22 protein-coding genes and 1 pseudogene are annotated in these 22788 nt (G+C 62.1%); 3 read left to right on the forward strand and 20 right to left on the reverse strand.

What is annotated here, in order from left to right; all coding sequences use genetic code 11:
- Together JaAD80_RS19785 and JaAD80_RS19790 are read right to left on the reverse strand one after the other, a co-directional pair.
- Positions 1-1845 (reverse strand): CHASE2 domain-containing protein (locus tag JaAD80_RS19785; protein ID WP_180979497.1); only part of this gene is annotated, 1845 nt, incomplete at its 3' end.
- The gene (locus tag JaAD80_RS19790) at positions 1845-3467 is read right to left on the reverse strand and encodes an HD-GYP domain-containing protein (protein ID WP_102296580.1); all 1623 of its coding nucleotides are present in this window, start codon (positions 3465-3467) and stop codon (positions 1845-1847) included. The genes JaAD80_RS19785 and JaAD80_RS19790, both read right to left, overlap by 1 nt.
- A 197-nt stretch (positions 3468-3664) precedes the next feature.
- Here JaAD80_RS19790 and JaAD80_RS19795 point away from each other — a divergent pair, with 197 nt between their 5' ends.
- Together JaAD80_RS19795 and JaAD80_RS30800 are read left to right on the forward strand one after the other, a co-directional pair.
- Complete coding sequence (locus tag JaAD80_RS19795) at positions 3665-4555, forward strand: MBL fold metallo-hydrolase (RefSeq protein WP_102296557.1); 891 nt, start codon at positions 3665-3667, stop codon at positions 4553-4555.
- 89 nt (positions 4556-4644) lie between these two features.
- The gene (locus tag JaAD80_RS30800) at positions 4645-4815 is read left to right on the forward strand and encodes a hypothetical protein (RefSeq protein WP_180979496.1); all 171 of its coding nucleotides are present in this window, start codon (positions 4645-4647) and stop codon (positions 4813-4815) included.
- A gap of 51 nt (positions 4816-4866) precedes the next feature.
- On the opposite strand, the gene JaAD80_RS19800 is transcribed toward JaAD80_RS30800, so the two are convergent.
- From JaAD80_RS19800 to rpsF, 7 genes are all read right to left on the reverse strand, one after another.
- The gene (locus tag JaAD80_RS19800; RefSeq protein WP_102296558.1) at positions 4867-5880 is read right to left on the reverse strand and encodes an inorganic phosphate transporter; all 1014 of its coding nucleotides are present in this window, start codon (positions 5878-5880) and stop codon (positions 4867-4869) included.
- 39 nt (positions 5881-5919) lie between these two features.
- The gene (locus JaAD80_RS19805) at positions 5920-6546 is read right to left on the reverse strand and encodes a DUF47 domain-containing protein (RefSeq protein ID WP_102296560.1); all 627 of its coding nucleotides are present in this window, start codon (positions 6544-6546) and stop codon (positions 5920-5922) included.
- A gap of 91 nt (positions 6547-6637) precedes the next feature.
- A complete protein-coding gene (locus tag JaAD80_RS19810) occupies positions 6638-8023 on the reverse strand; it encodes a replicative DNA helicase (RefSeq protein ID WP_071322553.1) in 1386 nt (461 codons plus the stop codon).
- A 135-nt stretch (positions 8024-8158) separates the two neighbouring features.
- A complete protein-coding gene (gene rplI, locus JaAD80_RS19815) occupies positions 8159-8614 on the reverse strand; it encodes a 50S ribosomal protein L9 (RefSeq protein ID WP_034783456.1) in 456 nt (151 codons plus the stop codon).
- Between the two features lie 27 nt (positions 8615-8641).
- Positions 8642-8932, reverse strand: coding sequence for a 30S ribosomal protein S18 (gene rpsR, locus JaAD80_RS19820; protein WP_010400024.1), 291 nt, complete (start codon positions 8930-8932; stop codon positions 8642-8644).
- A 25-nt stretch (positions 8933-8957) separates the two neighbouring features.
- Positions 8958-9257: a primosomal replication protein N gene (gene priB / locus JaAD80_RS19825; RefSeq protein WP_034750494.1), complete on the reverse strand. Its 300-nt coding sequence runs from the start codon at positions 9255-9257 to the stop codon at positions 8958-8960.
- A gap of 20 nt (positions 9258-9277) precedes the next feature.
- Positions 9278-9667, reverse strand: coding sequence for a 30S ribosomal protein S6 (gene rpsF / locus JaAD80_RS19830; protein ID WP_034750499.1), 390 nt, complete (start codon positions 9665-9667; stop codon positions 9278-9280).
- A 275-nt stretch (positions 9668-9942) separates the two neighbouring features.
- Between rpsF and lexA the strand changes: the two genes are divergently transcribed.
- Complete coding sequence (gene lexA / locus JaAD80_RS19835) at positions 9943-10578, forward strand: transcriptional repressor LexA (RefSeq protein ID WP_102296562.1); 636 nt, start codon at positions 9943-9945, stop codon at positions 10576-10578.
- 69 nt (positions 10579-10647) lie between these two features.
- On the opposite strand, the gene JaAD80_RS19840 is transcribed toward lexA, so the two are convergent.
- From JaAD80_RS19840 to JaAD80_RS19890, 11 genes and pseudogenes are all read right to left on the reverse strand, one after another.
- Positions 10648-11889 (reverse strand): cystathionine gamma-synthase family protein, encoded by a 1242-nt coding sequence (locus JaAD80_RS19840; RefSeq protein WP_102296563.1) that lies wholly within the window; start codon positions 11887-11889, stop codon positions 10648-10650.
- Between the two features lie 148 nt (positions 11890-12037).
- Positions 12038-13561, reverse strand: coding sequence for an amidophosphoribosyltransferase (purF, locus tag JaAD80_RS19845; RefSeq protein ID WP_102296565.1), 1524 nt, complete (start codon positions 13559-13561; stop codon positions 12038-12040).
- Positions 13562-13600: 39 nt separating this feature from the next.
- Complete coding sequence (locus tag JaAD80_RS19850) at positions 13601-14089, reverse strand: CvpA family protein (RefSeq protein ID WP_102296567.1); 489 nt, start codon at positions 14087-14089, stop codon at positions 13601-13603.
- A gap of 20 nt (positions 14090-14109) precedes the next feature.
- Entirely contained in the window at positions 14110-15087 is a 978-nt protein-coding gene (locus JaAD80_RS19855; RefSeq protein WP_102296569.1) for an SPOR domain-containing protein, read from the reverse strand.
- Positions 15088-15111: 24 nt separating this feature from the next.
- Positions 15112-16410 (reverse strand): bifunctional tetrahydrofolate synthase/dihydrofolate synthase, encoded by a 1299-nt coding sequence (gene folC / locus JaAD80_RS19860; protein WP_102296571.1) that lies wholly within the window; start codon positions 16408-16410, stop codon positions 15112-15114.
- Between the two features lie 133 nt (positions 16411-16543).
- Positions 16544-17416 carry an acetyl-CoA carboxylase, carboxyltransferase subunit beta gene (accD, locus tag JaAD80_RS19865; protein WP_010400390.1) on the reverse strand — a complete coding sequence of 291 codons (873 nt, stop codon included), beginning with the start codon at positions 17414-17416 and terminating at the stop codon, positions 16544-16546.
- Positions 17417-17613: 197 nt separating this feature from the next.
- Complete coding sequence (gene trpA / locus JaAD80_RS19870) at positions 17614-18411, reverse strand: tryptophan synthase subunit alpha (RefSeq protein ID WP_102296572.1); 798 nt, start codon at positions 18409-18411, stop codon at positions 17614-17616.
- An 85-nt stretch (positions 18412-18496) separates the two neighbouring features.
- The gene (gene trpB, locus JaAD80_RS19875; protein ID WP_102296574.1) at positions 18497-19747 is read right to left on the reverse strand and encodes a tryptophan synthase subunit beta; all 1251 of its coding nucleotides are present in this window, start codon (positions 19745-19747) and stop codon (positions 18497-18499) included.
- Positions 19740-20435 (reverse strand): annotated as a pseudogene (locus JaAD80_RS19880) (phosphoribosylanthranilate isomerase); the annotation flags it as partial. The gene trpB and the pseudogene JaAD80_RS19880, both read right to left, overlap by 8 nt.
- Positions 20436-20489: 54 nt before the next feature.
- Positions 20490-21320 carry a tRNA pseudouridine(38-40) synthase TruA gene (gene truA / locus JaAD80_RS19885; protein WP_102296577.1) on the reverse strand — a complete coding sequence of 277 codons (831 nt, stop codon included), beginning with the start codon at positions 21318-21320 and terminating at the stop codon, positions 20490-20492.
- 174 nt (positions 21321-21494) lie between these two features.
- Positions 21495-22788: FimV/HubP family polar landmark protein (locus JaAD80_RS19890; protein ID WP_308410624.1), on the reverse strand; the 1294-nt coding region annotated here is incomplete at its 5' end.

Below are 22788 nucleotides of genomic sequence, written 5' to 3' on the forward strand. Positions count from 1 at the left end.
GATGCGCGAGCCCATGTCGCCCACGTGCATGGCGCCCGTGTTGATGCCGATGCCGATGCGCAGCGCGGGGCAGCCGCGCGCGCTGAACTCATCGTTCAGGCGCGCCGCGCTGCGCTGCATCAGCAGCGCGCTGGCCACGGCGCGGCTGGCGTGGTCGGGGAAGGCCACGGGCGCGCCCCAGAAGGCCATCACGGCGTCGCCGATGTATTTGTCCAGGGTGCCGCCATGGCTGTCGCGGATATCGTGCGACATGGCCGTCAGGTAGGCGTTGATGTATTCGCGCAGCGTGGCCGGCGCCAGCTGTTCGGAGATGGCCGTGAAGCCCCGCACGTCGGCGAACAGCACCGTCAGTTCGCGGTTTTCGCCATCCATGGTGTAGCGCTGCGGATTGTCCGCCATCTCGGCCACCAGTTCGGGCGCCACGTATTCGCCGAAGCGCGCCACCAGCGCGCGCCCCTTGCGCACCTCGAAAAAATAGCCCCAGGCCAGGTTGACGATGAACAGCGCGACGATCAGCAGCAGCACCACGGCGCCGCCCAGCACCAGGTCGCGCACGGCGTACAAATACAGGTTGATGCCGATGGTGAGCGCCAGCGCGCCCAGGGTCGCCAGCATCACGCCGGCCGGCGGCAGCACGGCCAGCGCGCCCGCCAGCAGCACGCCGAACAGCACGATCTGCAGCAGCTCGAACGCCAGCGCATAGTCGGGACGCGCCTTGAAGCGGCCGTCGAGGATGGACTTGATCAGGTTGGCATGCACCTCCACGCCCGGATATTCCGCGTTCACGGGCGTGGCGCGGATATCGTTCAAACCGGGCGCCGTGGTCCCCACCAGCACGATGGCGCCTTTCAGCAGCGCGGGCGGCACCGTGCCCGCCAGCACGGCGGCGGCGGAGACATAGCGGAAGGCGCCGCCATCCGGGCCGCCCGTGCCGCGGTACTGCACCGTGGTGGTCAATGCCTCGCCCACGGGAACCGGCATGGCGCCGCGCGGGGTAAACAGCACGATGTGTTCGAGGCCCGCGTTATCCAGCTGGCGCGCCGACAGGCTGTCGGCCGTGGCCGTGAAGCGCGGCGCGATGGCGCGCGCCTGCAGGTAGACGGCGGCCGTGGCCAGCGACAGCGATGGATAGTAGCCATCGCCGATGCGCGTCAGCAGGGTCGATGAGCGCACCACGCCATCGTTGTCCGTCAGTGCCGTGAAAATGCCGGCGCCCCGCGCGGCCGCCTGCAGCGGCGCGATATTGGCTTCGTAGCCGCGCGCCACATAGGCCGTCAGCGTGCGTCCGTTCAAGTCGGCGACGGTGAAAGCCGGCTCGGGCAGCACGCCCTTGGCTTGCTGCGCCGAGATGCTGTAGCCCAGCACCACGGGCTGGCCGCGCATGGCCTCGGCGAACAGGCCATCGTAATCCATAGCGGGGCGCAGCTTTTCCAGCTGCGCCGGCAAGCCCGGCACGCCGGCCAGCTCTCCCTGCGCCAGGCCTTGCAGCACGGCGTAGCCGGAACTGGTATCCGCCTCGGGAAACGCGATATCAAAGCCCAGCGCGGCCACGCCGTAATGGCTGGTGAGCTGGCGCACCAGGCGCGCCTGGATGTCGCGGCTCCATGGAAAACGCCCGACGCGGGCCAGGCTTTGCTCGTCGATGTCGACGATGACGATGCGCGCGTCGAGCTGCGGCGCATCAAAGCGCATGCGCCAGTCGCCCAGCATGGCATCGAGGCGCGCGATATTCGCGTTGCCGGCCAGACACAGGATGGCGGCGGCGACGGTCAGCAGCACGCCCAGAAAAAAGCGCGCGCCATGCTTGCGCAACGTCTGCGCCAGCGCCGCGCGCCCGGCCCGCATCACGGCGTATAGCCCGGAATGGCCGCCTCGTCGACGCTATCGATCTGGCTCGGATGCATGTGCTTTTCGGCGAAGGTCAAATAGACCTTGCTGCGGATGAAGACGTCGAACAGCTCCGGGTCGATATGCCCGTTCAGGCTGAAGTTGCCGAGGATGCGCAGCGATTCCGACAACGACTTGCCCTTTTTATAGGGACGGTCGCGCGCCGTCAGCGCTTCGAAAATATCGGCGATGGCCATCAGCCGCGCCGGCACCGACATCTGCTCTTTGGTCAGGCCGCGCGGGTAGCCCTTGCCATCCATGCGCTCGTGGTGGCCGCCCGCGTATTCCGGCACCTTCTGCAGGTGCTTGGGCCATGGCAGCGCTTCGAGCATGCGGATCGACACGCTGATATGGTTGTTGACGATGGCTCGCTCGGCTGCCGTCAGGGTGCCGGCGCGGATGGTCAGGTTTTCTGTTTCGTTGGCGTCAAGGAAATCATGCAGCTCGCCGTCGGCCGCGCGCCAGCGGCGCCGCGCGATCTGCCGCACGCGCTCCTGGTCGGCCTGCGCCATGCTTTCGCCGCCGATGTTGACCGTGCGGATGAAGTCGCGCTCTTCGCGCAAGCTGGCCTGTTCGCGCGCCAGCGCCTGGGCGATGTCGCCCGCCTGCTGCGGCTGCGCCGCCTGCTGGCGCAGGGCCGCGATCTCGGCGTCGCGCAGCAGCACTTCGTAGCGCGTGTCGATCAGGGCGATGCGGTCGAAGATGGTTTCCAGCTTGGTGGCCTTGTCGACCACGTGCACGGGCGTGGTGATCTTGCCGCAATCGTGCAGCAGGCCGGCCAGCCACAGCTGCTTGCGTTCGTTCTCGCTGAGCCGGAAATCGGCCAGCGGCCCCGTTTGCGTGGCGTGCGCGGCATCGGCCAGCAGCATCGTCAGCTCGGGCACGAACTGGCAGTGGCGGCCCGTGTACGGCGATTTTTCATCGATGCCGATATTGATCAGGGTCACGAGCGACTCGAGCAGTTCTTCCAGCTGCGAGATCAATAATTGATTCGTCAGCGCCACGCCGGCCTGCGCGGCCAGCGCCTCGATGAAGCGCTGGTCGGTGGAGGAAAACGCGCGCACCTGGCCGGTGGCGTCATCCTTGGCATTGATCAGCTGCAGCACGCCGATCAGGTCGCCCTCGTGGTCGCTCATGGGCACCGTCAGGATCGATTGCGTGTGGTAGCCGTGCAGGCGGTCGAAATCGCGCATGCCGGAAAAATTGAAGGCCTCGTCGCGATACACATCGGCGATGTTGACGCTGCGGCGCATATTCGCCGCATACGCGGCCACCGACGCCAGGTTGGGCTGGCCGGCCGCATCGGACAGGGGCACGCCGGGCAAGCCGATGTCGGCGCCCTCCCCGATGCCCAGGCTGTCGTTGACGCTGATATCGAAGGCCAGCTGGCGGCCCTGGTCCGCGGGCCGGTACAGGGTGGCGCCATCGGCGCCGCTCATGCCCTTGGCCAGCAGCACGATGCGCTGCAGCAGCGGGCCGATATCGCGCCCTTCGCCGCCCAGGCCATGGCCGAGCGCGACGCTGAGCTCTGTCAATTGCTCCAGTCTGTGGGCGATTTTCTCAGGTTGAAGCTGAGGCATGGTGGCGGCAATCAGGTAATGGGCGAGCAAAAAAGAGAAGTTGGCAAGCGCCAGTGTACCGGCCACCCCGCGCACTGTACATTACTTAGTCACAACAAAATGAAATAACTTTCTCTATTGCAACACACACAAATGTTGCCGCCAATCTCATTAATTAGAATAGAATCAACAATAATTACACAGTAACAAGGTGCTGGATGAAATTCACGTTCAGGGGCGTCCGCGGCTCTATCCCCTCCCCCGGTCCGCGCACGGCGCGCTATGGCGGCAACACGACCTGCATCGAGGTGCGCACCGACAACGACAGCCTGATCATCCTTGATGCGGGCAGCGGCATCTTTGCGCTGGCGCAGCAGCTGCCGGCCGGCCAGCCGGTGGACGCCCACGTCTTCATCACCCACAGCCACTGGGACCACATCCACGGCTTGCCGATGTTCTCGCCCCTGTTCGTGGCCGGCAACCGCATGCGCCTGCACGGCGCCTATGATGCGGTGGCCGGGCGCGGCATCGAGCACGTGATGGCGGTGCAGCTGCAGGACAGCTATTTCCCCGTCAGCGAAGCGGCCATGGCGGCCAGCATCGACTATCGCACCGTGGCGCCCGGCGAAACCATCGACGTGGGCGGCGCGCGCGTGCGCGGCGCGGAAATGAACCACCCCGTCATCAACTTGGGCTACCGCATCGACTGCGCCGGCGCCTCGCTGTTTTTCAGCGGCGACCATGAACCGTTCTACAACCTGCACCCGCCCGGCCATGCCGAACACGCGGCCTGCGCCGCGCGCAATGCGCAGCGCCAGGCCGGCATCGACGCGCTGGTGGCCGGTGTCGACGCGCTGATCATGGACTGCTCCTACACGCGCGAGGAATACCCGGCCAAGCAGGGCTGGGGCCACGGCACCTTCGACGCCGCGTTCGAGCTGGCCCTGCGCTGCGGCGCCCGGCGCCTGTACTGCACCCACCACGAACCGACGCGCAGCGACGAGCAGCTCGAAGCCGTGTTTGCCGACGTGATGGGCCGCCACGCGGGCCGCCTGGCCGGCTTGCAAGTCTTCCTCGCGTACGAGGGGCTGACGGTGGAACTGGCGTGAGCAACTGCGGCCGGCGCTATGTTGTGCACCGAACGGTGGCACAGACCGCCACGCGGCATCATTGACACTCATCATTCAAGGAGAGCGCCATGAGCAAACCCCACGATACGCCACGCGAGCAGCAACAGCGGGAAGACCAGCAAGCCCAGCAGGAAGCAAACAAGATCCGCCAGCAAGCGGAACATGATAAAGGCGCGATCCGCCAGAATGATGGCCTGAAGCCGCATCAAGGCGGCGACAAGGGTCCTCGCGGCCAGTAGGCAAAAAAAAGGGAGCCGCGAGGCTCCCTTCTTACTGGCGCTGGCTATCCATTACATGATGTGCCGGCCAATCCACCAGGCGATCGCGGCAACGAATGCCGAGGCAGGAATCGTGAAGATCCAGGCCCAGACGATGTTGCCGGCGACGCCCCAGCGTACGGCCGACATTTTTTGTGCCGAGCCGACGCCGACGATGGCGCCCGTGATGGTGTGCGTGGTCGACACGGGAATGCCCATGGCCGTCGAGATGAACAGGGTGATGGCGCCGCCCGTTTCAGCGCAGAAGCCGCCGACCGGTTTAAGCTTGGTGATCTTCTGGCCCATGGTCTTGACGATGCGCCAGCCGCCGAACAGCGTACCGAAGCTGATGGCCGTGTAGCACGAGATGATGACCCACAGCGGTGGCACGGCGTCGGTGGTGCTCGAATAGCCGGCGGCGATCAGCAGCATCCAGATGATGCCGATGGTTTTTTGCGCGTCATTGCCGCCGTGGCCCAGGCTGTACGCCGCAGCCGAAACCAGCTGCAGGCGGCGGAACCATTTGTCGACCTTGCGCGGCGTCGAGCGCACGAAGATCCATGACACCAGCAGCATGATCAGCGAACCGAACAGGAAGCCCAGCACCGGCGACAGCACGATGAACAGCACGACCTTCCACAGGCCGGCCGAGATCAGCGCGCCCGTGCCGGACTTGGCCACAGCGGCGCCCACCAGGCCGCCGATCAGGGCGTGCGAGGACGACGAAGGAATGCCGTAGTACCAGGTGACGAGGTTCCACACGATGGCGCCCATGAGGGCGCCAAATATCACATATTGGTCAATCACCGTGGGGTCGATCGTCCCCTTGCCCACCGTGGCGGCCACGGTCAGCTGGTGGAAGACGAAGATGGCGACGAAATTGAAGGTGGCAGCCATGGCAACCGCGGTCTGCGGTTTCAATACGCCCGTCGAGACCACCGTGGCGATCGCGTTGGCGGCATCGTGGAAGCCGTTCATGAAGTCAAATAGCAGTGCAAGGATGACGAGCAGGCCTAGCACGTAGATGCTCATTTGGATGGTTTGCATGGATTTTTCTTTTCTGATTCTGTTTCAGGACAGACGCTGTTACGCGTTTTCGACGATGATGCCTTCGATAATGTTGGACACATCTTCGCAACGGTCTGTCACGGTTTCCAGAATTTCATAGATCGCCTTCAGCTTGATCAGGGTGCGCACGTCCGGTTCGTCGCGGAACAGCTTGGACATGGCGGCGCGCATCACGTGGTCGGCGTCCGATTCCAGGCGGTCGATCTCTTCGCAGATGGCGACGATCTTGCGCGAGTTATCCATGTTGTGCAGCATGGCCACGGCGTCGCGGACTTTCTCGGTGCACGCCAATACCAGTTCGGCCAGGCGCTTGGCTTCCGGCGTGACGGCTTTCAGGTCGTACAGCGACACGGTTTGCGCCGCATCTTCCAGCAGGTCGAGGATGTCGTCCTGGCGCGTGATCAGCTGATGGATGTCATCGCGGTCGATCGGCGTGATGAAGGTCTTGTGCAGCATTTCCACGGTGGCGTAGGTGACTTTGTCCGCCTGTTTCTCGATGCTTTCAATCGCATGTACGCGGTTTTCCAGGTCGTCGAAATTGGTCATCAGGCCGAGCATCTCTTTTGCGCCCTTGACGCACAGTTCCGCGTGCTGGTTAAACAATTCAAAAAACTTGCCCTCAGTGGGCATCAAGCGTCCAAACATGTCATTCTCCGTTAAGCATTGAGTCGTGTTATTTACTACAGAAAGCCGCCCCGTTGTCGGGGGCGGCCAATGGAATATCAGTGCTGCTGTGTTAGTCGCCTTGGTAAAGCGCCAGGCCACCACTGTAATTGCCAAATTTGGTGTACTGCCCCATGAAGGTGAGGCGGATGCTGCCGATTGGACCGTTACGTTGTTTGCCGATGATGATTTCGGCCGTCCCCTTGTCTGGCGAGTCGGGGTTATACACCTCGTCGCGGTAAATGAACAGGATCACGTCGGCATCCTGCTCAATAGCGCCCGATTCGCGCAAGTCGGACATGACCGGACGTTTGTTCGGGCGTTGTTCCAGCGAGCGGTTCAGCTGGGACAGCGCGATCACGGGACAACCGAGTTCTTTCGCCAGGCCTTTCAAGCCCCGCGAAATTTCGGAAATTTCCGTGGCGCGGTTATCGCCCGGAGTATTTGCCGACATCAGTTGCAAGTAATCGACGATGATCAGGCCCAGCTTGCCGCATTGACGCGACAAACGGCGCGAGCGGGCGCGCAATTCGATCGAGTTCAGCGCCGGCGTTTCATCGATGTACAACTGGGCGTCGTTCATTTTTTGAATCGCGTTGGTCAGGCGCGGCCAGTCTTCATCGTTCAGGCGGCCGGTACGCAGACGGTGCTGGTCCAGCTGTCCCACGGAGCCCAGCATACGCATGGCCAGCTGGGCGCCGCCCATCTCCATCGAGAACACGGCCACGGGCAAGCCGCTGTCGATGGCCACGTTTTCGCCGATGTTGACGGAAAACGCCGTCTTGCCCATCGAAGGACGTCCCGCCACGATCACCAGGTCGCCCGGCTGCAGACCGGAGGTCATGCGGTCGAGGTCGATGAAACCGGTGGGCACGCCCGTGATTTCACTCTGGTTGTCGCGGCTGTACAGTTCGTCGATACGCTCGACCACCTGCGTCAGCAGGGGCTGGATCGCGGTCCAGCCCTGGGCGCCGCGTGCGCCTTCTTCGGCGATGGCGAAGATCTTCGACTCGGCCTCGTCAAGCATCTGCTTGACTTCCTTGCCTTGCGGGCTGAAGGCCGTGCCGGAAATATCGTCAGCGACGGTGATGAGTTTGCGCAGCACGCCGCGGTCGCGCACGATCTCGGCGTAGCGCCGGATGTTCGCGGCCGATGGCGTGTTTTGCGCCATGGCGTTCAGGTAAGCGAGTCCGCCCACATCCTCGGCCTTGCCGAGCTGGGTCAGGGTTTCAAAAACAGTAATGACATCGGCTGGCTTGGAAGCGTTAACCATCTTGACGATTTGCTCGAAGATGATGCGATGGTCATAGCGATAGAAATCCTCCGCATGCATGAAGTCGGCGATGCGGTCATACGCGGCATTGTCGCGCAGCAGACCACCGATGACGGATTGTTCTGCTTCGATCGAATGCGGCGGAATACGGAGGGAATCCAGTTGCGGATCAGAGGGGGCGTTCATGGCGCGAATTATACCCGCTTCGGCGTCAGGGCAAAAAAAAAGGGCGAAAAATCGCGGAAAAAAAGGCCACAAAAAAGCCGGGCGAACCCGGCTTTTCATAGTGCGGCAGCGCTTGCGGGCCAGGCCCGCAGACGATTACGCGTTCGCGTCTGGTACGACAGCGATAACAACTTCCACGACCACGTCGGTGTGCAGAGCAACCGAAACGTTGTGCTCGCCAACGATCTTCAGCGGGCCGGTAGGCATGCGGATTTGTGCTTTTTCAACAGCAAAACCTTGCTTGGTCAGCGCTTCAGCGATGTCGAAGTTGGTGACGGAACCGAACAGACGGCCATCAACACCAGCTTTTTGAGCAACTTGAACGGTCAGGCCGCTCAGTTTTTCGCCCTGGGCTTGCGATGCGGCCAGTTTGGCGGCAGCAGCTTTTTCCAGTTCGGCGCGCTTGACTTCGAATTCAGCCACAGCGGTTGCCGTGGCACGACGTGCCAGGCGTTGCGGGATCAGGAAGTTACGTGCGTAACCGTCTTTGACTTTGACGACTTCGCCGAGGTTACCGACGTTAACAACTTTTTCTAACAGAATGATTTGCATAGTTCTTCTCCAGGAATATCTGACCGATTAAGCGTGGTGCAGATCGGTGTATGGCAGCAGCGCGAGGAAGCGAGCGCGCTTGATTGCGGTGTCAACTTGGCGCTGGTAGTGCGCTTTGGTACCGGTCAGGCGTGCTGGCATGATCTTGCCGTTTTCTTGGACGAAGTCTTTCAGCGTGTCGACGTCTTTGTAGTCGACTTGCTCAACGTGAGCTGCGGTGAAGCGGCAGAACTTCTTGCGTTTGAACAACGGGTTTTGCTGTTTGCGTTTTTCTTTAAGCTTGAGCTTATTTTTGTCGAACTTTTTACCGAATGCCATGTCAGGCTCCTGTATCTAAAATGCGCTAGTCAGAATTGACTGCACTAAAATCAATGATGTGAAACACCAAACTCTTGCTGTTGCGGCTCTTCCTGGCCAGGAAACCCGTGAACTGATACACCCCGCCCAAGTTTGCCTGACTGAACCGGCCTGAGATTTCGCCAGCGGCTAGCGCGGCAACATCAAACTCGGTCAAACGGGCAATCCCTGCTTCCATCTGCTGCGAACTGTGCTGCAATACTGCATTCACAATCGGCAGCCCTGCCGGGGTATAGCGCAATATTTCGCGCTCGGCAATGATGGCGGTTACTTGTAGCTGGTTCAGCGCACGATCCTGGTCAAGAATTAAGCTGCTGCTGCGGCTGGAGCGGCTGCTGGTGCTTCGGTGCGGTGGCTTTTGGCCGCGTCTTCGCGTTGTACCGATTTCATCATCGGCGAAGGAGCTGTTTCAGCTTTCTTCATTTTAACGGTCAGGTGACGCAACACGGCATCATTGAATTTGAATGCTGTTTCCAACTCGACCAGGGTCTCGTTGTCGCATTCGATGTTCAGGCAGATGTAGTGTGCTTTAGGCAGCTTTTGGATCGAGTAAGCCATTTGACGGCGGCCCCAATCTTCCACGCGGTGAACCGAACCGCCGCGGGTGGTTACGCTGGCTTTGTAGCGTTCGATCATCGCGGGCACTTGCTCGCTTTGGTCCGGATGGACGATAAAGACTATTTCATAATGACGCATGCAAACTCCTTCAGGTCGGATTGATAATCGCCCACCCCGGCGTCAAGACGGGTGTGGGAAGGTCAGCCGAAGATTATAACCGCCTTTTGCAAACGTTTCAATCATTCCTTCTACCTGCGCCCGAAAAGCCCGCGCGCCGTGCCGCTTTTCATCGGTGCACAAGTATTTCTTGCGAAATCCGCCCAAAACACGGAAATCCCCTTGCATAGTGGACGATACTGTACAAAAATACAGACTGTTCATATAGACAGCATTTTAGTATGCACCCACCGCTCATGATCAAGCTGACAGCACGACAAGAACAAATCCTGAACCTGATCAAGGACGCGATTGAAAATACGGGTTTCCCTCCCACCCGTGCCGAGATCGCCAATGAATTGGGCTTCAAATCGGCCAACGCGGCCGAAGAGCATTTGCAGGCCCTGGCCCGCAAGGGCGCCATCGAGATTTCGCCGGGCACCTCGCGCGGCATCCGCCTGATCGGCGCTGCCGCAGACACCCTGCCATCGAAGGTGCCGGCAGCGCTGCTGATGTCGCTGCCGCTGATCGGCCGGGTGGCGGCCGGCTCGCCCATCCTGGCGCAGGAAAACCTGGAAGCGAGCTACAACGTCGACCCTGCCCTGTTCTCGGCCAAGCCCGACTTCCTGCTGAAGGTGCGCGGCTGGTCCATGCGCGACGCCGGCATCATGGATGGCGACTTGCTGGCCGTGAAAAAGGTCGACAGCGCCAAGAACGGCCAGATCGTCGTCGCCCGCATTGGCGACGAAGTCACCGTCAAGCGCTACAAAAAAACCGGTTCCGTCATCGAACTGTTGCCGGAAAACCCCGACTTCAAGGTGATCACCGTGTCGCCGGAAGACGAGTTTGCTTTGGAAGGTTTGGCGGTAGGCTTGATGCGCAGCTGGCATTAAATTGCCGCACGTAAAAAAGGGCCGCGACAGTATCACTGTCGCGGCCCTTTTTACATGGTGCGCGGCTGCTTATGCGTCCAGTGCGTTGCTGAAATCTTCCAATAAGTCTGCTTCATCTTCGATACCGACAGACACGCGAATCAAGGACTCGGCAATGCCCATGCTGGCGCGGCGCTCGGCGCCCATCTCATAAAAGATCGTGTGGGCGACGGGAATCACCAGGGTGCGCGTGTCGCCCAGGTTGCTTGCGGGAATAGCCAGGTTCAACCGATTGAGGAAATCGAAGCAGTCGATGCCATCCTTCAGCTCAAAGCTGAACAGCGAACCATAGCTGCGGAACAGGTCCGTCGCCAGCGCATGTTGCGGGTGCGACGCCAGGCCCGGGTAATGCACGGCCGCCACTCGTGCGTCGGCGGCTAGCATGGTCGCCAGCGCCAGGGCGTTCGAGCAGGTGCGGTCCATGCGCAAGGCCATGGTTTCCGCGCCGACAGCAATATGATGCGCCGCTTCCGGTCCCAGCGAAGCGCCGAAATCGCGCAAGGCCTTGGCGCGGATTTGCGCGATGCCCCACTGCGCCGGCGCCGCCTTTTTATAATTTTCAAAGATGTTCGGGTACCGCGTCCAGTCGAAGACGCCCGTATCCGTCAGGCTGCCGCCCAGCGCATTGCCGTGGCCGCCGATGGATTTCGTCAAGGCGTTCACCACCAGGCCCGCACCCACGGCTTTCGGACGGAACAGATACGGCGTCGTCATGGTGTTGTCGACGATGTACAGGATGCCTTTTTCACGGCACAGGTCGCCGATTTTCTTCAGGTCGGCGATCTGCGTACGGGGATTGGCGATGGTTTCCACAAACACGATGCGCGTGGCCGGCGTAATGGCGGCCGCCACGTTGGCCACCTCGGTGGCGTCGACGAACGACACGCCGATGCCCTGCCCCGTCACCGTTTGCCACAGGCTGTTGGTGTTGCCAAACAAAAACGCCGACGAGACGACATGGTCGCCCGCGCGCAACAGCGACTGCACCACGGCGCCGATGGCGCCCATGCCGGTGGCGAAGCACAGGGTGGCCACGCCGTCTTCCATCTTGTTGACCTTGTCTTCCAGCGCGGACACGGTCGGATTGCCCTGGCGGCCATAGCGGAAGCCCGGCTCCTTGCCCTGGAACACGGAAGCAAGCTGGCGCGCATCGGCGTAGCCAAAGGCAACGGAAGTGTGCACGGGCTTGTGCAAGGAGCCGTGCTCGATGCCCTTGCGGCGGTCGTTGTGCAGGATGGTGGTGGTGAAGCCGTAGTTTTTTTTGGTGGTCATGGTGGAAGTTCCAAATACTCGTCTTGCCGCTTAACCCAAGGCAAGTGCTGGGGTCAGTCCCTCCGGGATCGGAATGCGCACCACTGGCGCGCACTCCCCCGGCGGGTCTGACCCCGAAAAAAAAGCCCGGCAATAGCCGGGCCCAGTATCAAGCCTCGGTAGTAGCGAGGTTCAGGTTCAGCTGGGAACGCGGCGTATCTTCGGGCGCTGCCGCCTTCGGATGGTGGCGCGCATATTCCAGGCGGTCCAGGTATTCCTGCGACACGTCGCCCGTCACGTAGACGCCATCGAAGCACGATGCCTCGAAGTTGGTCAGGGCCGGGTTGACGTCGGCAATCGCCTGCTTCAGCGCTTCGATATCCTGGTACACCAGGTAGTCGGCCGTGATTTCGCGGCACACTTCTTCCGTCGTGCGGCCGTAGGCGATCAGCTCGTCGCGCGTCGGCATGTCGATGCCGTACACGTTCGGGTAGATCACCGGTGGCGCGGCCGAGGCGAAGATGACCTTAGTCGCGCCCGCTTCGCGCGCCATCTGCACGATTTCACGGCTGGTGGTGCCGCGCACGATGGAGTCGTCGACCAGCAGCACGACTTTATCCTTGAACTCGGACGGAATCGCGTTGAGCTTCTGGCGCACGGATTTCTTGCGCGCCGCCTGGCCCGGCATGATGAAGGTACGGCCGATGTAACGGTTCTTGATGAAGCCTTCGCGGTACTCGATGTTCAGCGCCATGGCCAGCTGGATGGCGGCCGGGCGCGAGGAATCGGGAATCGGCATGACCACGTCGATATGCACGCCGGGCAATTCGGTGCGGATCTTTTCGGCCAGGTATTCGCCCATTTTCAGGCGCGTGGCGTACACGGAAGCGCCGTCGATGACGGAGTCCGGGCGCGCCAGGTAGACGAATTCGAAGACGCACGGATTCAGGCTGGCATTGTCGGCGCATTGGGCGCTGTGCAATTGCTTGTCGGCGTCGATGAAGACGGCTTCGCCCGGACCGATGTCGCGCACGAAGCGGAAGCCCATGCCTTCCAGGGCCACGGATTCGGAAGCGATCAGGTATTCGGGACCCTGCTCCGTTTCATTGATGCCCAGGCACAGCGGACGGATGCCGTGCGGGTCGCGGAAGGCCAGCAAGCCCACGCCGGCGATTTGCGCGACGGCGGCATAGCCACCCTTGACGCGGCGGTTCAGCACGGTGACAGCCTTGAAGATGGCTTCCGGGTCCAGGTTCAGGCCCGTCGTCGCTTCCTGGATTTCATGCGCCAGCACGTTGAGCAGCACTTCCGAGTCGGAATCGGTATTGATGTGGCGGCGGTCGTTCTTGAACATTTCCTGTTTCAACTGCTCCCAGTTGGTCAGGTTGCCATTGTGCGCCAGGGTGATGCCGAACGGCGCATTCACATAAAACGGCTGTGCTTCCTCTTCGCTCGACGAACCGGCCGTCGGGTAGCGACAGTGGCCGATGCCGGTGGTGCCTTGCAGCGAACGCATGTTGCGCGTACGGAAGACGTCACGTACGAGGCCATTGGCCTTGTGCATGGAAAACATACTGCTGTGATTGGTCGCAATCCCTGCCGCATCCTGACCGCGATGTTGCAAGAGCAACAATGCATCATAGAGCAATTGATTGACAGGTTGATGGGAAACGACGCCGACGATGCCACACATGGTGTGCTCCTAAACTGTGCTACTGATTTTAAAAAAAATTCAAAATTTCACATGCTGCGCGTAAGCGGCAGGCAGATAAGGCTTGATGGCGCGCGCGCCCTGTTCCGCGACCGGGCTGAGCAGCGCGTTTTTCCAGAATGGCTGCTGCGGGATGGTCGTCATGCCGCACAAGATGACGGCGGTCAGCACGATCACAAGGCCCCGCGCCAGGCCAAACAGGCTGCCCAGGGTGCGGTCGGCCAGGCTCAGGCCCGTCACCTTGACAAGCGCGTCGACCGTCATGGACAGCAAGCCCATCAGAATACGCACGCCGATGAACAGCACGACGAAGGCCAGCAATAACCGGATGGCTTCGCCCGGCACGGCTTCAGGCAGGAATTTCGCCAGGGTGGCGCCATAGGCGTTGGCAATGACGAAGGCCACGATCCAGCTGACCAATGACAGTATTTCCTTGACCAGGCCACGCATCATGCTGATCAGCACGGACGTCACCAGCACGAACAGCACCAGGTAATCGAAGATCGTCACGCGCGTTCAGCCTTGCATGATCACGCTGGCACCAGCGAACCGCCCAGGCCCAGCTTTTGCAGCTTGGCGCGTGTCTTTTCCGCGTCTTCGCGGCTGCCGAACGGGCCCACCCGCACACGGATACGCTCGCCAGCAGGGCTGGAGACTTTCTGCGTGTACGACTTGATGCCTGCTTCGCGCAGCTTGTCCTGCAATTCGTCGACCTTGTCCTGCGTCGCCAGGGCTGCCACCTGCACCACGAACTTGCCGCTGCCGGCATCGTGGGCTTTTTCCTGTGGCTTCTCCACGGGCTTGCCTTCCAGGATCGCCAGTGCGCGCGCCGCATCGTCAGCGGACTGCGCCGGCTTGGCAGGTTTCGCTTCGGGCTTGGCTTCCGGTTTCACCTCATGCTTGGGCTCAGGCTTGGTTTCCGCCTTGGGCTCGTGCTTCGGTTCCGGCTTCGGTTCGTGTTTCGGTTCAGGTTTCGGCTCCACCTTGACCGGCTTGGGCTCGGGCTTCGGCTCCGGTTTCGGCTCCACATACGTGGGCTTGACAGGAGCTGGCTGGGCAGCGGCAAGCACGGGTGCCGGCGCCGGCTTGGCGGCCGGCGGCAGCGGCGTGTCGACGATTTCCTCGGACTGGTCCAGGCCATTGCTTGCCGCGGCCTGGGCCGGGACGGCCGGCACCGGTGCAGGTGCCGGCGCGGCTTTTTCCTTCGACGGGATGTCGATGGCGATATCGTTGAAAGGGGCTTTCGGCTCGGAATCGAGCAGCATCGGCAAGCCGACAGCCACGCCCAGGGCCAGGGCGATGGCCCCGACCAAGCGGCGGCGTGCGCGCTTCTTTTCAGGCAAGACCGGATCCGGTGCGTCCTTGCCGCCACGGCGCGATCCGCCGCCACCGGAGGTGTTGGCAGCGCGTTTGCGGGTCGGCGACTGTGCTTCGCCAGGGACATAAAAGCCGCTGTCTTCGCCAGAGGATTCTTGCTTGTTTTTAAACAGTTTCGAGAACAAGCCCATGCGTGATTTTCAGTCGAGTGCGTTTCAGTGAAGTGAGGATTTTCGGGCCTTCATCACGCCGGCAACGGTGAGGAAAGAACCAAAGACCACAATTCTATCATTCTCACCGGCCCGGCTCATTGCATTTGCAAAAGCTTGTGCCGGATCATCGAAAATAGACACAGTATGTTCGCTGCTGTCAGGCTTGTCTTCCAGCATGATCTGCACCTTGGCGGCCAGCTCGGAGGCTGTGGCAGCGCGCGGCGAAGGCAGGCCCGTCAGGCACCAGTGGTCGACGTGTTCGGACATGGCGGCCAGTACGCCATCGATATCCTTGTCCTGCATGGAACCGAAGACGGCATAGGTGTACGGATGGAAACCCATATTGCCCAGGTTCTGGTTCAGCGCCGAGGCAGCATGGGGGTTGTGCGCCACGTCGAGGATCACGCTGGGGCGGCCAGGCAAGACCTGGAAGCGGCCCGGCAGTTCCACCGTCACCAGGCCCGTGCGCACTTCCTGCGCGCCCACGGGCAGTTTCAGCTTCAGCACTTCCAGCGCGGCCAGCACGGCCGTCGCGTTGAGGATCTGATTGGCGCCACGCAAGCTTGGATACGCGAGCGAATTGCGGCGCTGCTCGCGCCCGCCATAGTTCCACTGCTGCTTGTCGCCCGAATAATTGAAATCGCGGCCCATCAGCCACAGGTCGGCGCCGATGGCCGCGGCATGGTCGATCAGCGACTGCGGCGGCACGGGGTCGCTGCAGATGGCCGCCTTGCCCGGACGGAAGATGCCGGCCTTTTCAAAGCCGATCGCTTCGCGTGTATCGCCCAGGTAATCCGTATGGTCGATGTCGACGCTGGTGACGATGGCCACGTCGGCGTCGATCACGTTGACGGCGTCCAGGCGCCCGCCCAGGCCCACTTCCAGGATGGCCACGTCCAGCTTTGCCTGCGCCAGCAGGTGCAAAATCGCCAGGGTGGTGAATTCAAAATACGTCAGCGGCGTGTCGCCGCGCACGGCCTCGACAGCGTTGAAGCTGGCGACGATCTGCTCGTCGCTGGCCATCTCGCCCAGCACGCGCGCGCGCTCATTGAAATCGAGGAAGTGCGGCTTGATGTACAGGCCCACTTTGTAGCCAGCGCGCAACAGCACGGATTCCAGCATGGCGCAGGTGGATCCCTTGCCGTTCGTGCCCGCCACCATGATCACGGGGCAAGTAAAAGCCAGCTGCATGCGCGCCTTGACGGCTTGCACGCGGTCCAGGCCCATGTTGATCTGGGTTTCCGAATGGCGGGTTTCCAGCATGGCGAGCCAGTCCGGCAAGGTGGTGGGGAGGTTTTGCATGGGAGACTTCTTGAGGTAAGGATGCGCGAGGCAGAAAAACAGATGACCCTAAACAACATCTGGGGTCGCCCCTCAGGGGCGACCCCAGCAGTTCATGGGTTCAGGCAAATGGACATTATTCCATTCAATACAATCAAGCCAGCACTTCCACAGCCTGATTCTGCAGCAAGGCCAGCAGACGGGCGATTTCTTCGCGCATCTTGCGGCGGTCGACGATCATGTCGACGGCGCCCTTGGTAACGAGGAACTCGGCGCGCTGGAAGCCTTCCGGCAGTTTTTCACGCACGGTGTTTTCAATCACGCGCGGGCCGGCAAAGCCGATCAGCGCTTTCGGCTCGGCGATGACGACGTCGCCCATGAAGGCGAACGAAGCGGACACGCCGCCCATGGTCGGGTCGGTCAGCACGCTGATGAATGGCAATTTCTTTTCCGACAGCTTGGTCAGCATGGCCGTGGTTTTCGCCATCTGCATCAGCGACAGCAAGCCTTCCTGCATGCGCGCGCCACCGGTGGCGGTGATGCAAATGAACGGCACTTTCTGTTCCAGCGCGATCTGCGCGCCGCGCACGAAGCGTTCGCCGACCACGGAGCCCATGGAGCCGCCCATGAATTCGAATTCGAAGCACGCCACGACCACTGGCAGGCTCATGATGGCCCCGCCCATGACGACCATCGCATCCGTCTCGCCCGTCGCTTCCATGGCGGATTTCAGGCGGTCCGGGTATTTCTTGCTGTCCTTGAACTTCAGGGTATCGACGGGCAGGATTTCCTGGCCGATTTCGTAGCGGCCGCCCGCGTCGAGCAGGCTGTCGAGGCGTTCGCGCGCGCGGATGCGCATGTGGTGGTCGCACTTCGGGCAGACGTGCAAATTCGATTCCAGGTCCGTACGGTACAGCACGGCTTCGCACGACGGGCACTTGACCCACAGGCCTTCCGGCATGGTCTTGCGCGCGGCGGCGTCCGAACGCTGTATGCGCGGTGGCAGCAGTTTTTCCAACCAACTCATATTTTCTCCTTGGGCCCTTGTGGGGGTAGCGTCGGTGGACGCCCCCGGCAGACGGTCAACGGCGGCGCCCCGCAGGACGCCACCAAAAATTTTATCTATTGCACAATAACAGGCAAATCAGTGGCCGAAGTGTAGCCGTTTATCGCCGGGCTGTCGAACTTTGCCGCCAACGCATCTTGCGTAAACGACAAGCTTGCTCAGGCATCCAGTGCGGCGCGGATGCCGGCCGTAAAGCTGCGCACGGCGTCCACGGCGCCGCCTGCCGGCGCGTTTTCTATCTCCTGGATGATGCGGCTGCCGATGACGACGGCATCGGCCACCTTGGCAACGGCCTTGGCCGTGGCGCCATCGCGGATGCCGAAGCCCACGCCGATGGGTAATTTTACATGCTGGCGGATGGCCGCGAGGCGTTCAGCCACCTGTTGCGTATCAATGTTGCCCGCTCCCGTCACGCCTTTCAGCGACACGTAATAGCTGAAGCCGCCGCCGACCTTGGCCACTTGGGCGATGCGCTCCTCGGTCGAAGTGGGCGCCAGCAGGAAAATCAGGTCGAGGCCCGCTTCGCGCATGGCGGCGCCGAACTCTTCGCATTCTTCCGGCGGATAGTCGACGACGATGGCGCCATCGGCGCCGGCCGCCTGTGCCGCCGCGATGAAGGCGGCGCTGCCGATGCGCTCGATGGGATTGGCATAGCCCATCAGTACCACGGGCGTCGTCTGGTTCGTCTCGCGGAACTGGCGCACGTAGCCGAACACGTCATGGATGCCGACATTGAATTTCAGCGCACGCTCGCAGGCGCGCTGAATGACGGGGCCTTCCGCCATGGGATCGGAAAACGGCACGCCCAGTTCCAGCACGTCGGCGCCGCCCTCGACGAGCGCATGCATCAGCGGCACGGTGGCGTCAGGGCCGGGGTCGCCGGCGGTGATGAAGGTGACCAGGCCGGTCTTGTTGTTCGATTTTAAATTGGCAAAGGTGGTGGCGATACGGGACATGGGATGCTTTCTTTATCTGTGGGGGGTGTCGGATTACGCGCTTGCGCGCTAATCCGACCTACGCAATACTGGGGTTGTCAGTTATTTAACTGAAATTCAATCCCATGCGTTCCGCCACGGTATGCATGTCCTTGTCGCCACGGCCCGACAGGTTGGCCAGCACGATCTGGTCTTTCGGCAAGGTGGCCGCCAGCTTGGCCGCGTAGGCCAAGGCGTGCGACGATTCCAGGGCCGGGATGATGCCTTCGATATGGCAGCAGTCGTGGAAAGCCTGCAGCGCTTCCTCATCCGTGATGGACACGTATTGCGCGCGGCCCGAGTCTTTCAGCCACGCATGTTCCGGACCCACGCCAGGATAGTCGAGGCCGGCCGAGACGGAGTGCGTCTCGATGATCTGACCGTTGTCATCCTGCAGCAGATAGGTGCGGTTGCCGTGCAGCACGCCCGGGAAACCGGCCGTCAGCGAGGCCGAGTGCTTGCCCGTGTCCAGCCCTTCGCCGGCCGCTTCCACGCCGATCAGTTTGACGTCCTTCTGGTCGATGTACGGGTAAAAAATGCCCATGGCGTTCGAGCCGCCGCCGATGCAGGCCAGCACGTAGTCGGGCTGGCGGCCCGTCATTTCCGGCATCTGCACCAGGCATTCCTCGCCGATCACGGACTGGAAGTCGCGCACCATCATCGGGTAAGGATGCGGGCCGGCCACGGTGCCGATGATATAAAAAGTGTTTTCAATGTTCGTGACCCAGTCCCGCATGGCTTCGTTCAGCGCATCCTTGAGGGTCTTGGAGCCGGATTCGACAGGCACGACGGTGGCGCCCAGCAGTTTCATGCGGTACACGTTCTGCGCCTGGCGCTTGACGTCTTCGCTGCCCATGTAGACCACGCATTCGAGGCCGAAGCGGGCACAGATGGTGGCCGTGGCCACGCCATGCTGGCCGGCGCCCGTCTCGGCGATGATGCGCGGCTTGCCCATGCGCTTGGCCAGCAGGGCCTGGCCGATGACGTTATTGATCTTGTGCGCGCCCGTGTGGTTCAAGTCTTCGCGCTTGAAATAGATCTGCGCGCCGCCTGCCAGCTCGGACCAGCGCTTGGCGTGGTAGATGGGCGACGGGCGGCCGACGAAATGTTTCAGCTCGTAGCGGAATTCTTCGAGGAATTCCGGGTCCGCGCTGTAGCGGGCGTAGGCGTCCTTCAGTTCGGCGAGCGCATGGGTGAGTGTTTCGGCAACAAACGAGCCGCCGTACGGGCCGAAGTGGCCGCGCAGGTCGGGAAACGGGTAATCGGTGGCGTGGAACAATGCGGCGGCTGCGCCGGGCGCTGTGGTGCGGTCATTCATGATGGTTTCCTCTGGCAATGATGGCATCGGCATCCTGTACCGCGGCGATGAACGCGCGGACTCTGGATGCGTCCTTGATGCCCTTGGACGCCTCGACACCACTGCTGATGTCGACGGCGTAAGGGCGCACGCGCACCACTGCGTCAGTCGCGTTTTGTACGCTCAAGCCACCACTTAAAACGACCCGAGGCGCGAGTTCTTCTGGAATGAGGGACCAATCAAATACCTTTCCTGCACCGCCATAGGCGTCCACATAGGTATCCAGCAAGAGGCTGGCAAACAAGGGACTGGCGGCACGATAGCGCTGTTCGTATTCTAGCAAATCTTCAAACGAGGTGTCAGGTTTGACGCGGAACACCTGCGTAAATGGCGTCTGCACGGCGCCAGCCAGCGCGGCGCTGTGCTCTGGCGTCTCGTCGCCATGGAATTGCAGCAGCGACAAGGGCGCCACGGCCTTCGTTGCCCGCACCTCGTCCAGCGTGGCGTTGACGAACAGGCCCACCGTCGTCACATAGGGCGGCACGGCGGCAATCAGGCTGGCCGCCTGTTGCGGCGTCACGTAGCGGGGGCTTTTCGGGTAAAACACGAAGCCGATGGCGTCGGCGCCCGCCGCCACGACGGCGTGGATGTCTTCGACTCTGGTCAGGCCGCAGATCTTGATGCGTGTGCGTGGCATGCTGTCTTCCTTGAAGTTATTGCTTGATGCGCAATTGCTTGATGCAAACTTGCTTGATGCAAAACGTCAGAACCAGGGCAGCGCGCTGCTGCTGTCTTGCGGCAAGCCCCACTTGGGATCGTAATCGATCTTCGCCAGGTACAGGCCGTCCGGCATGAAAGTGGGCGCGGCCGCGTGGCGGTCTTTGCTTTCCAGTAAATGCCCGAGCCAGTCCGGCTTTTCCCGCCCCGTGCCGATATACACGAGCGAGCCGACCAGGTTGCGCACCATGTGATGCAGGAAGGCATTGGCCGTGATCGTAAAAATCACGCAATCGCCGTGCCGCTCGATGCGGATGTCATGCATGAGCTTGACAGGCGACTTGGCCTGGCATTGCGCGGCGCGGAAGGCTGTGAAGTCATGCCAGCCCAGCAGCGGCTGCACGGCCTGGCGCATCAGTTCCACGTCCAGCGGACGGAAAAAGAAGCCGGCGCGCCCTTCCACCAGCGGCGAACGCGTGGCGTTGTTGTACAACACATAATGATAGGTGCGCGCGCGGGCACTGAAACGGGCGTGGAAGAAGTCATTGACCGTCGGATCGCCTTCGAGTTCCTTGGCCCAGCGCACGGCAATGGATTTCGGCAGGAAGGCATTCACGCCGCGCACCCACGAGTGCACGTCGCGGTTCAGGTCCGTATCGAAGTGCACGACTTGTTCAAGCGCATGCACGCCCGTGTCCGTGCGGCCGGCGCAGGTGGTGTCCAGGCGCACGCGGGCAAACTGCTGCAGCGCGTTTTCCAGCTGGTCCTGCACCGTCTGGCCATCTTCCTGCTTCTGGTACCCATGCCAGGCCGTGCCGTCATACTGCAGACCCAGGGCGATACGCTTGAATGGCGTTGCTGTCGTAATATTTTGCATCGAAGCATTATACCGGCGCGGCAGCCCCGGTGCGCCGCATCGACCTACGCGAACGAGCTGGCGTTCTGGGCAAGGCGCGCGGTCGAAGACAGTACGAATAGTACAAGGTGAAATAGTACAAGGTGAACGCCATGACCGCGCAACGCAGCCATGGCCGTCGTATCGACGCTCAGGTTAGCTCAGCAAGGCTCTCATCGTATTCGCCTTGGCAACCTGCTCTTCGCTGCCGCCCTTGATGACCTCATCGATCAGCTCGCGCGCGCCTTCCTTGTCGCCGATTTCCTGGTAAGCGATCGCCAGGTCCAGCTTGGTATCCATTTCCATGTGGATAGCCGACAGCGGGTCGTCCACGCCGACGCTGGCCGTCTTGCCGTCGTTCAGGTCCAGGTCGATACCGGACAGGTCGAATTCCTGCGCAGGCGGGATATTTTCCGGCGGCGCGGCCGGCGCTTGCGCGTCGTCGAACAGGCTGTCGACCGAAGAGTCGGCTGCCGCTACCGGGGCCGCAGCCGGCGCCACGGGCTCATCCAGGTCGAAGTGCGCCAGGTCCACGTCCTTCAATGGATCAGGCAGTGGCGTCAGGCCCGCGCCCACGCCATTCACGGGACCGGCTGGCGGCTCCAGGTCGAGGCCGAAATCCATGCTGGCGTCGTAGTGTGCATCCTGCGCTTCCTGCAGCACCGGCGCAGGCTTGACGTCCGGTCCCGGCATGACGATAGGGTCGCTGGTGGAAACAGGCTCGAAATCGAGACTGTCGAGGTCAAAGTCGAGCGGATCGCGGACATCGCGCGACGGAACGGCAGCCGGCCCGGCCGGCGCCAGGTCGGCTACCGGCGCCACGTCCGCCTGCGCGGAGTTGGCCGGTTCGTCGGGCAGGTCCATGCTCTGGCCACGCAAATCGTCGCCGGCGCCCTTGCTCAGGCTGACGACGGCATCATCTTCCGTGTCGCCATACAGCGGGTTGGCGGGATCGAGCGCCAGGCCCAGGGCAGCGGCTTGCGGCCACTCCTCGCCCTGGCCGCGCGTCAAACTGTAGAGTTCGCTAGCCTGATCTTCAAAGGCGCGCACATCGTTGCGGGCAGAATAGATTTCCAGCAGCTTCAGGCGCGCCGCATGGCGGTCCGGGTGGATGCGCAGTGCTTCCTTGAGGATATCTTCCGCCTGGCCATCGCGGCCGTAGGCGATATACACATCGGCTTCGGCGACAGGGTCCACTTCATTGCCATCGAGCGCACCCGCACCCGCCGTGGCGGCGGCGATGCCAGCGGCGGCGGCACCGGCGCCAAACAGGTGATTGCTGGCTTCGGACTGCTGGTCTTCCGGCGCCACGCCGGTTGGCGGCGTCACGGGCGCTTCCGGCTCGAACACGGGCGCGGCATCGTCTTGCGCCGGCGGCGCGTCCTTGCGGCGGCGCGCGATCACCAGGGCCGCCACGGCAGCCATCAGCGCGGCCAGGCCGATGCCGATG

It is taken from the genome of Janthinobacterium sp. AD80 (assembly GCF_002878455.1).
In the GTDB taxonomy this organism is placed as follows: domain Bacteria; phylum Pseudomonadota; class Gammaproteobacteria; order Burkholderiales; family Burkholderiaceae_D; genus Janthinobacterium.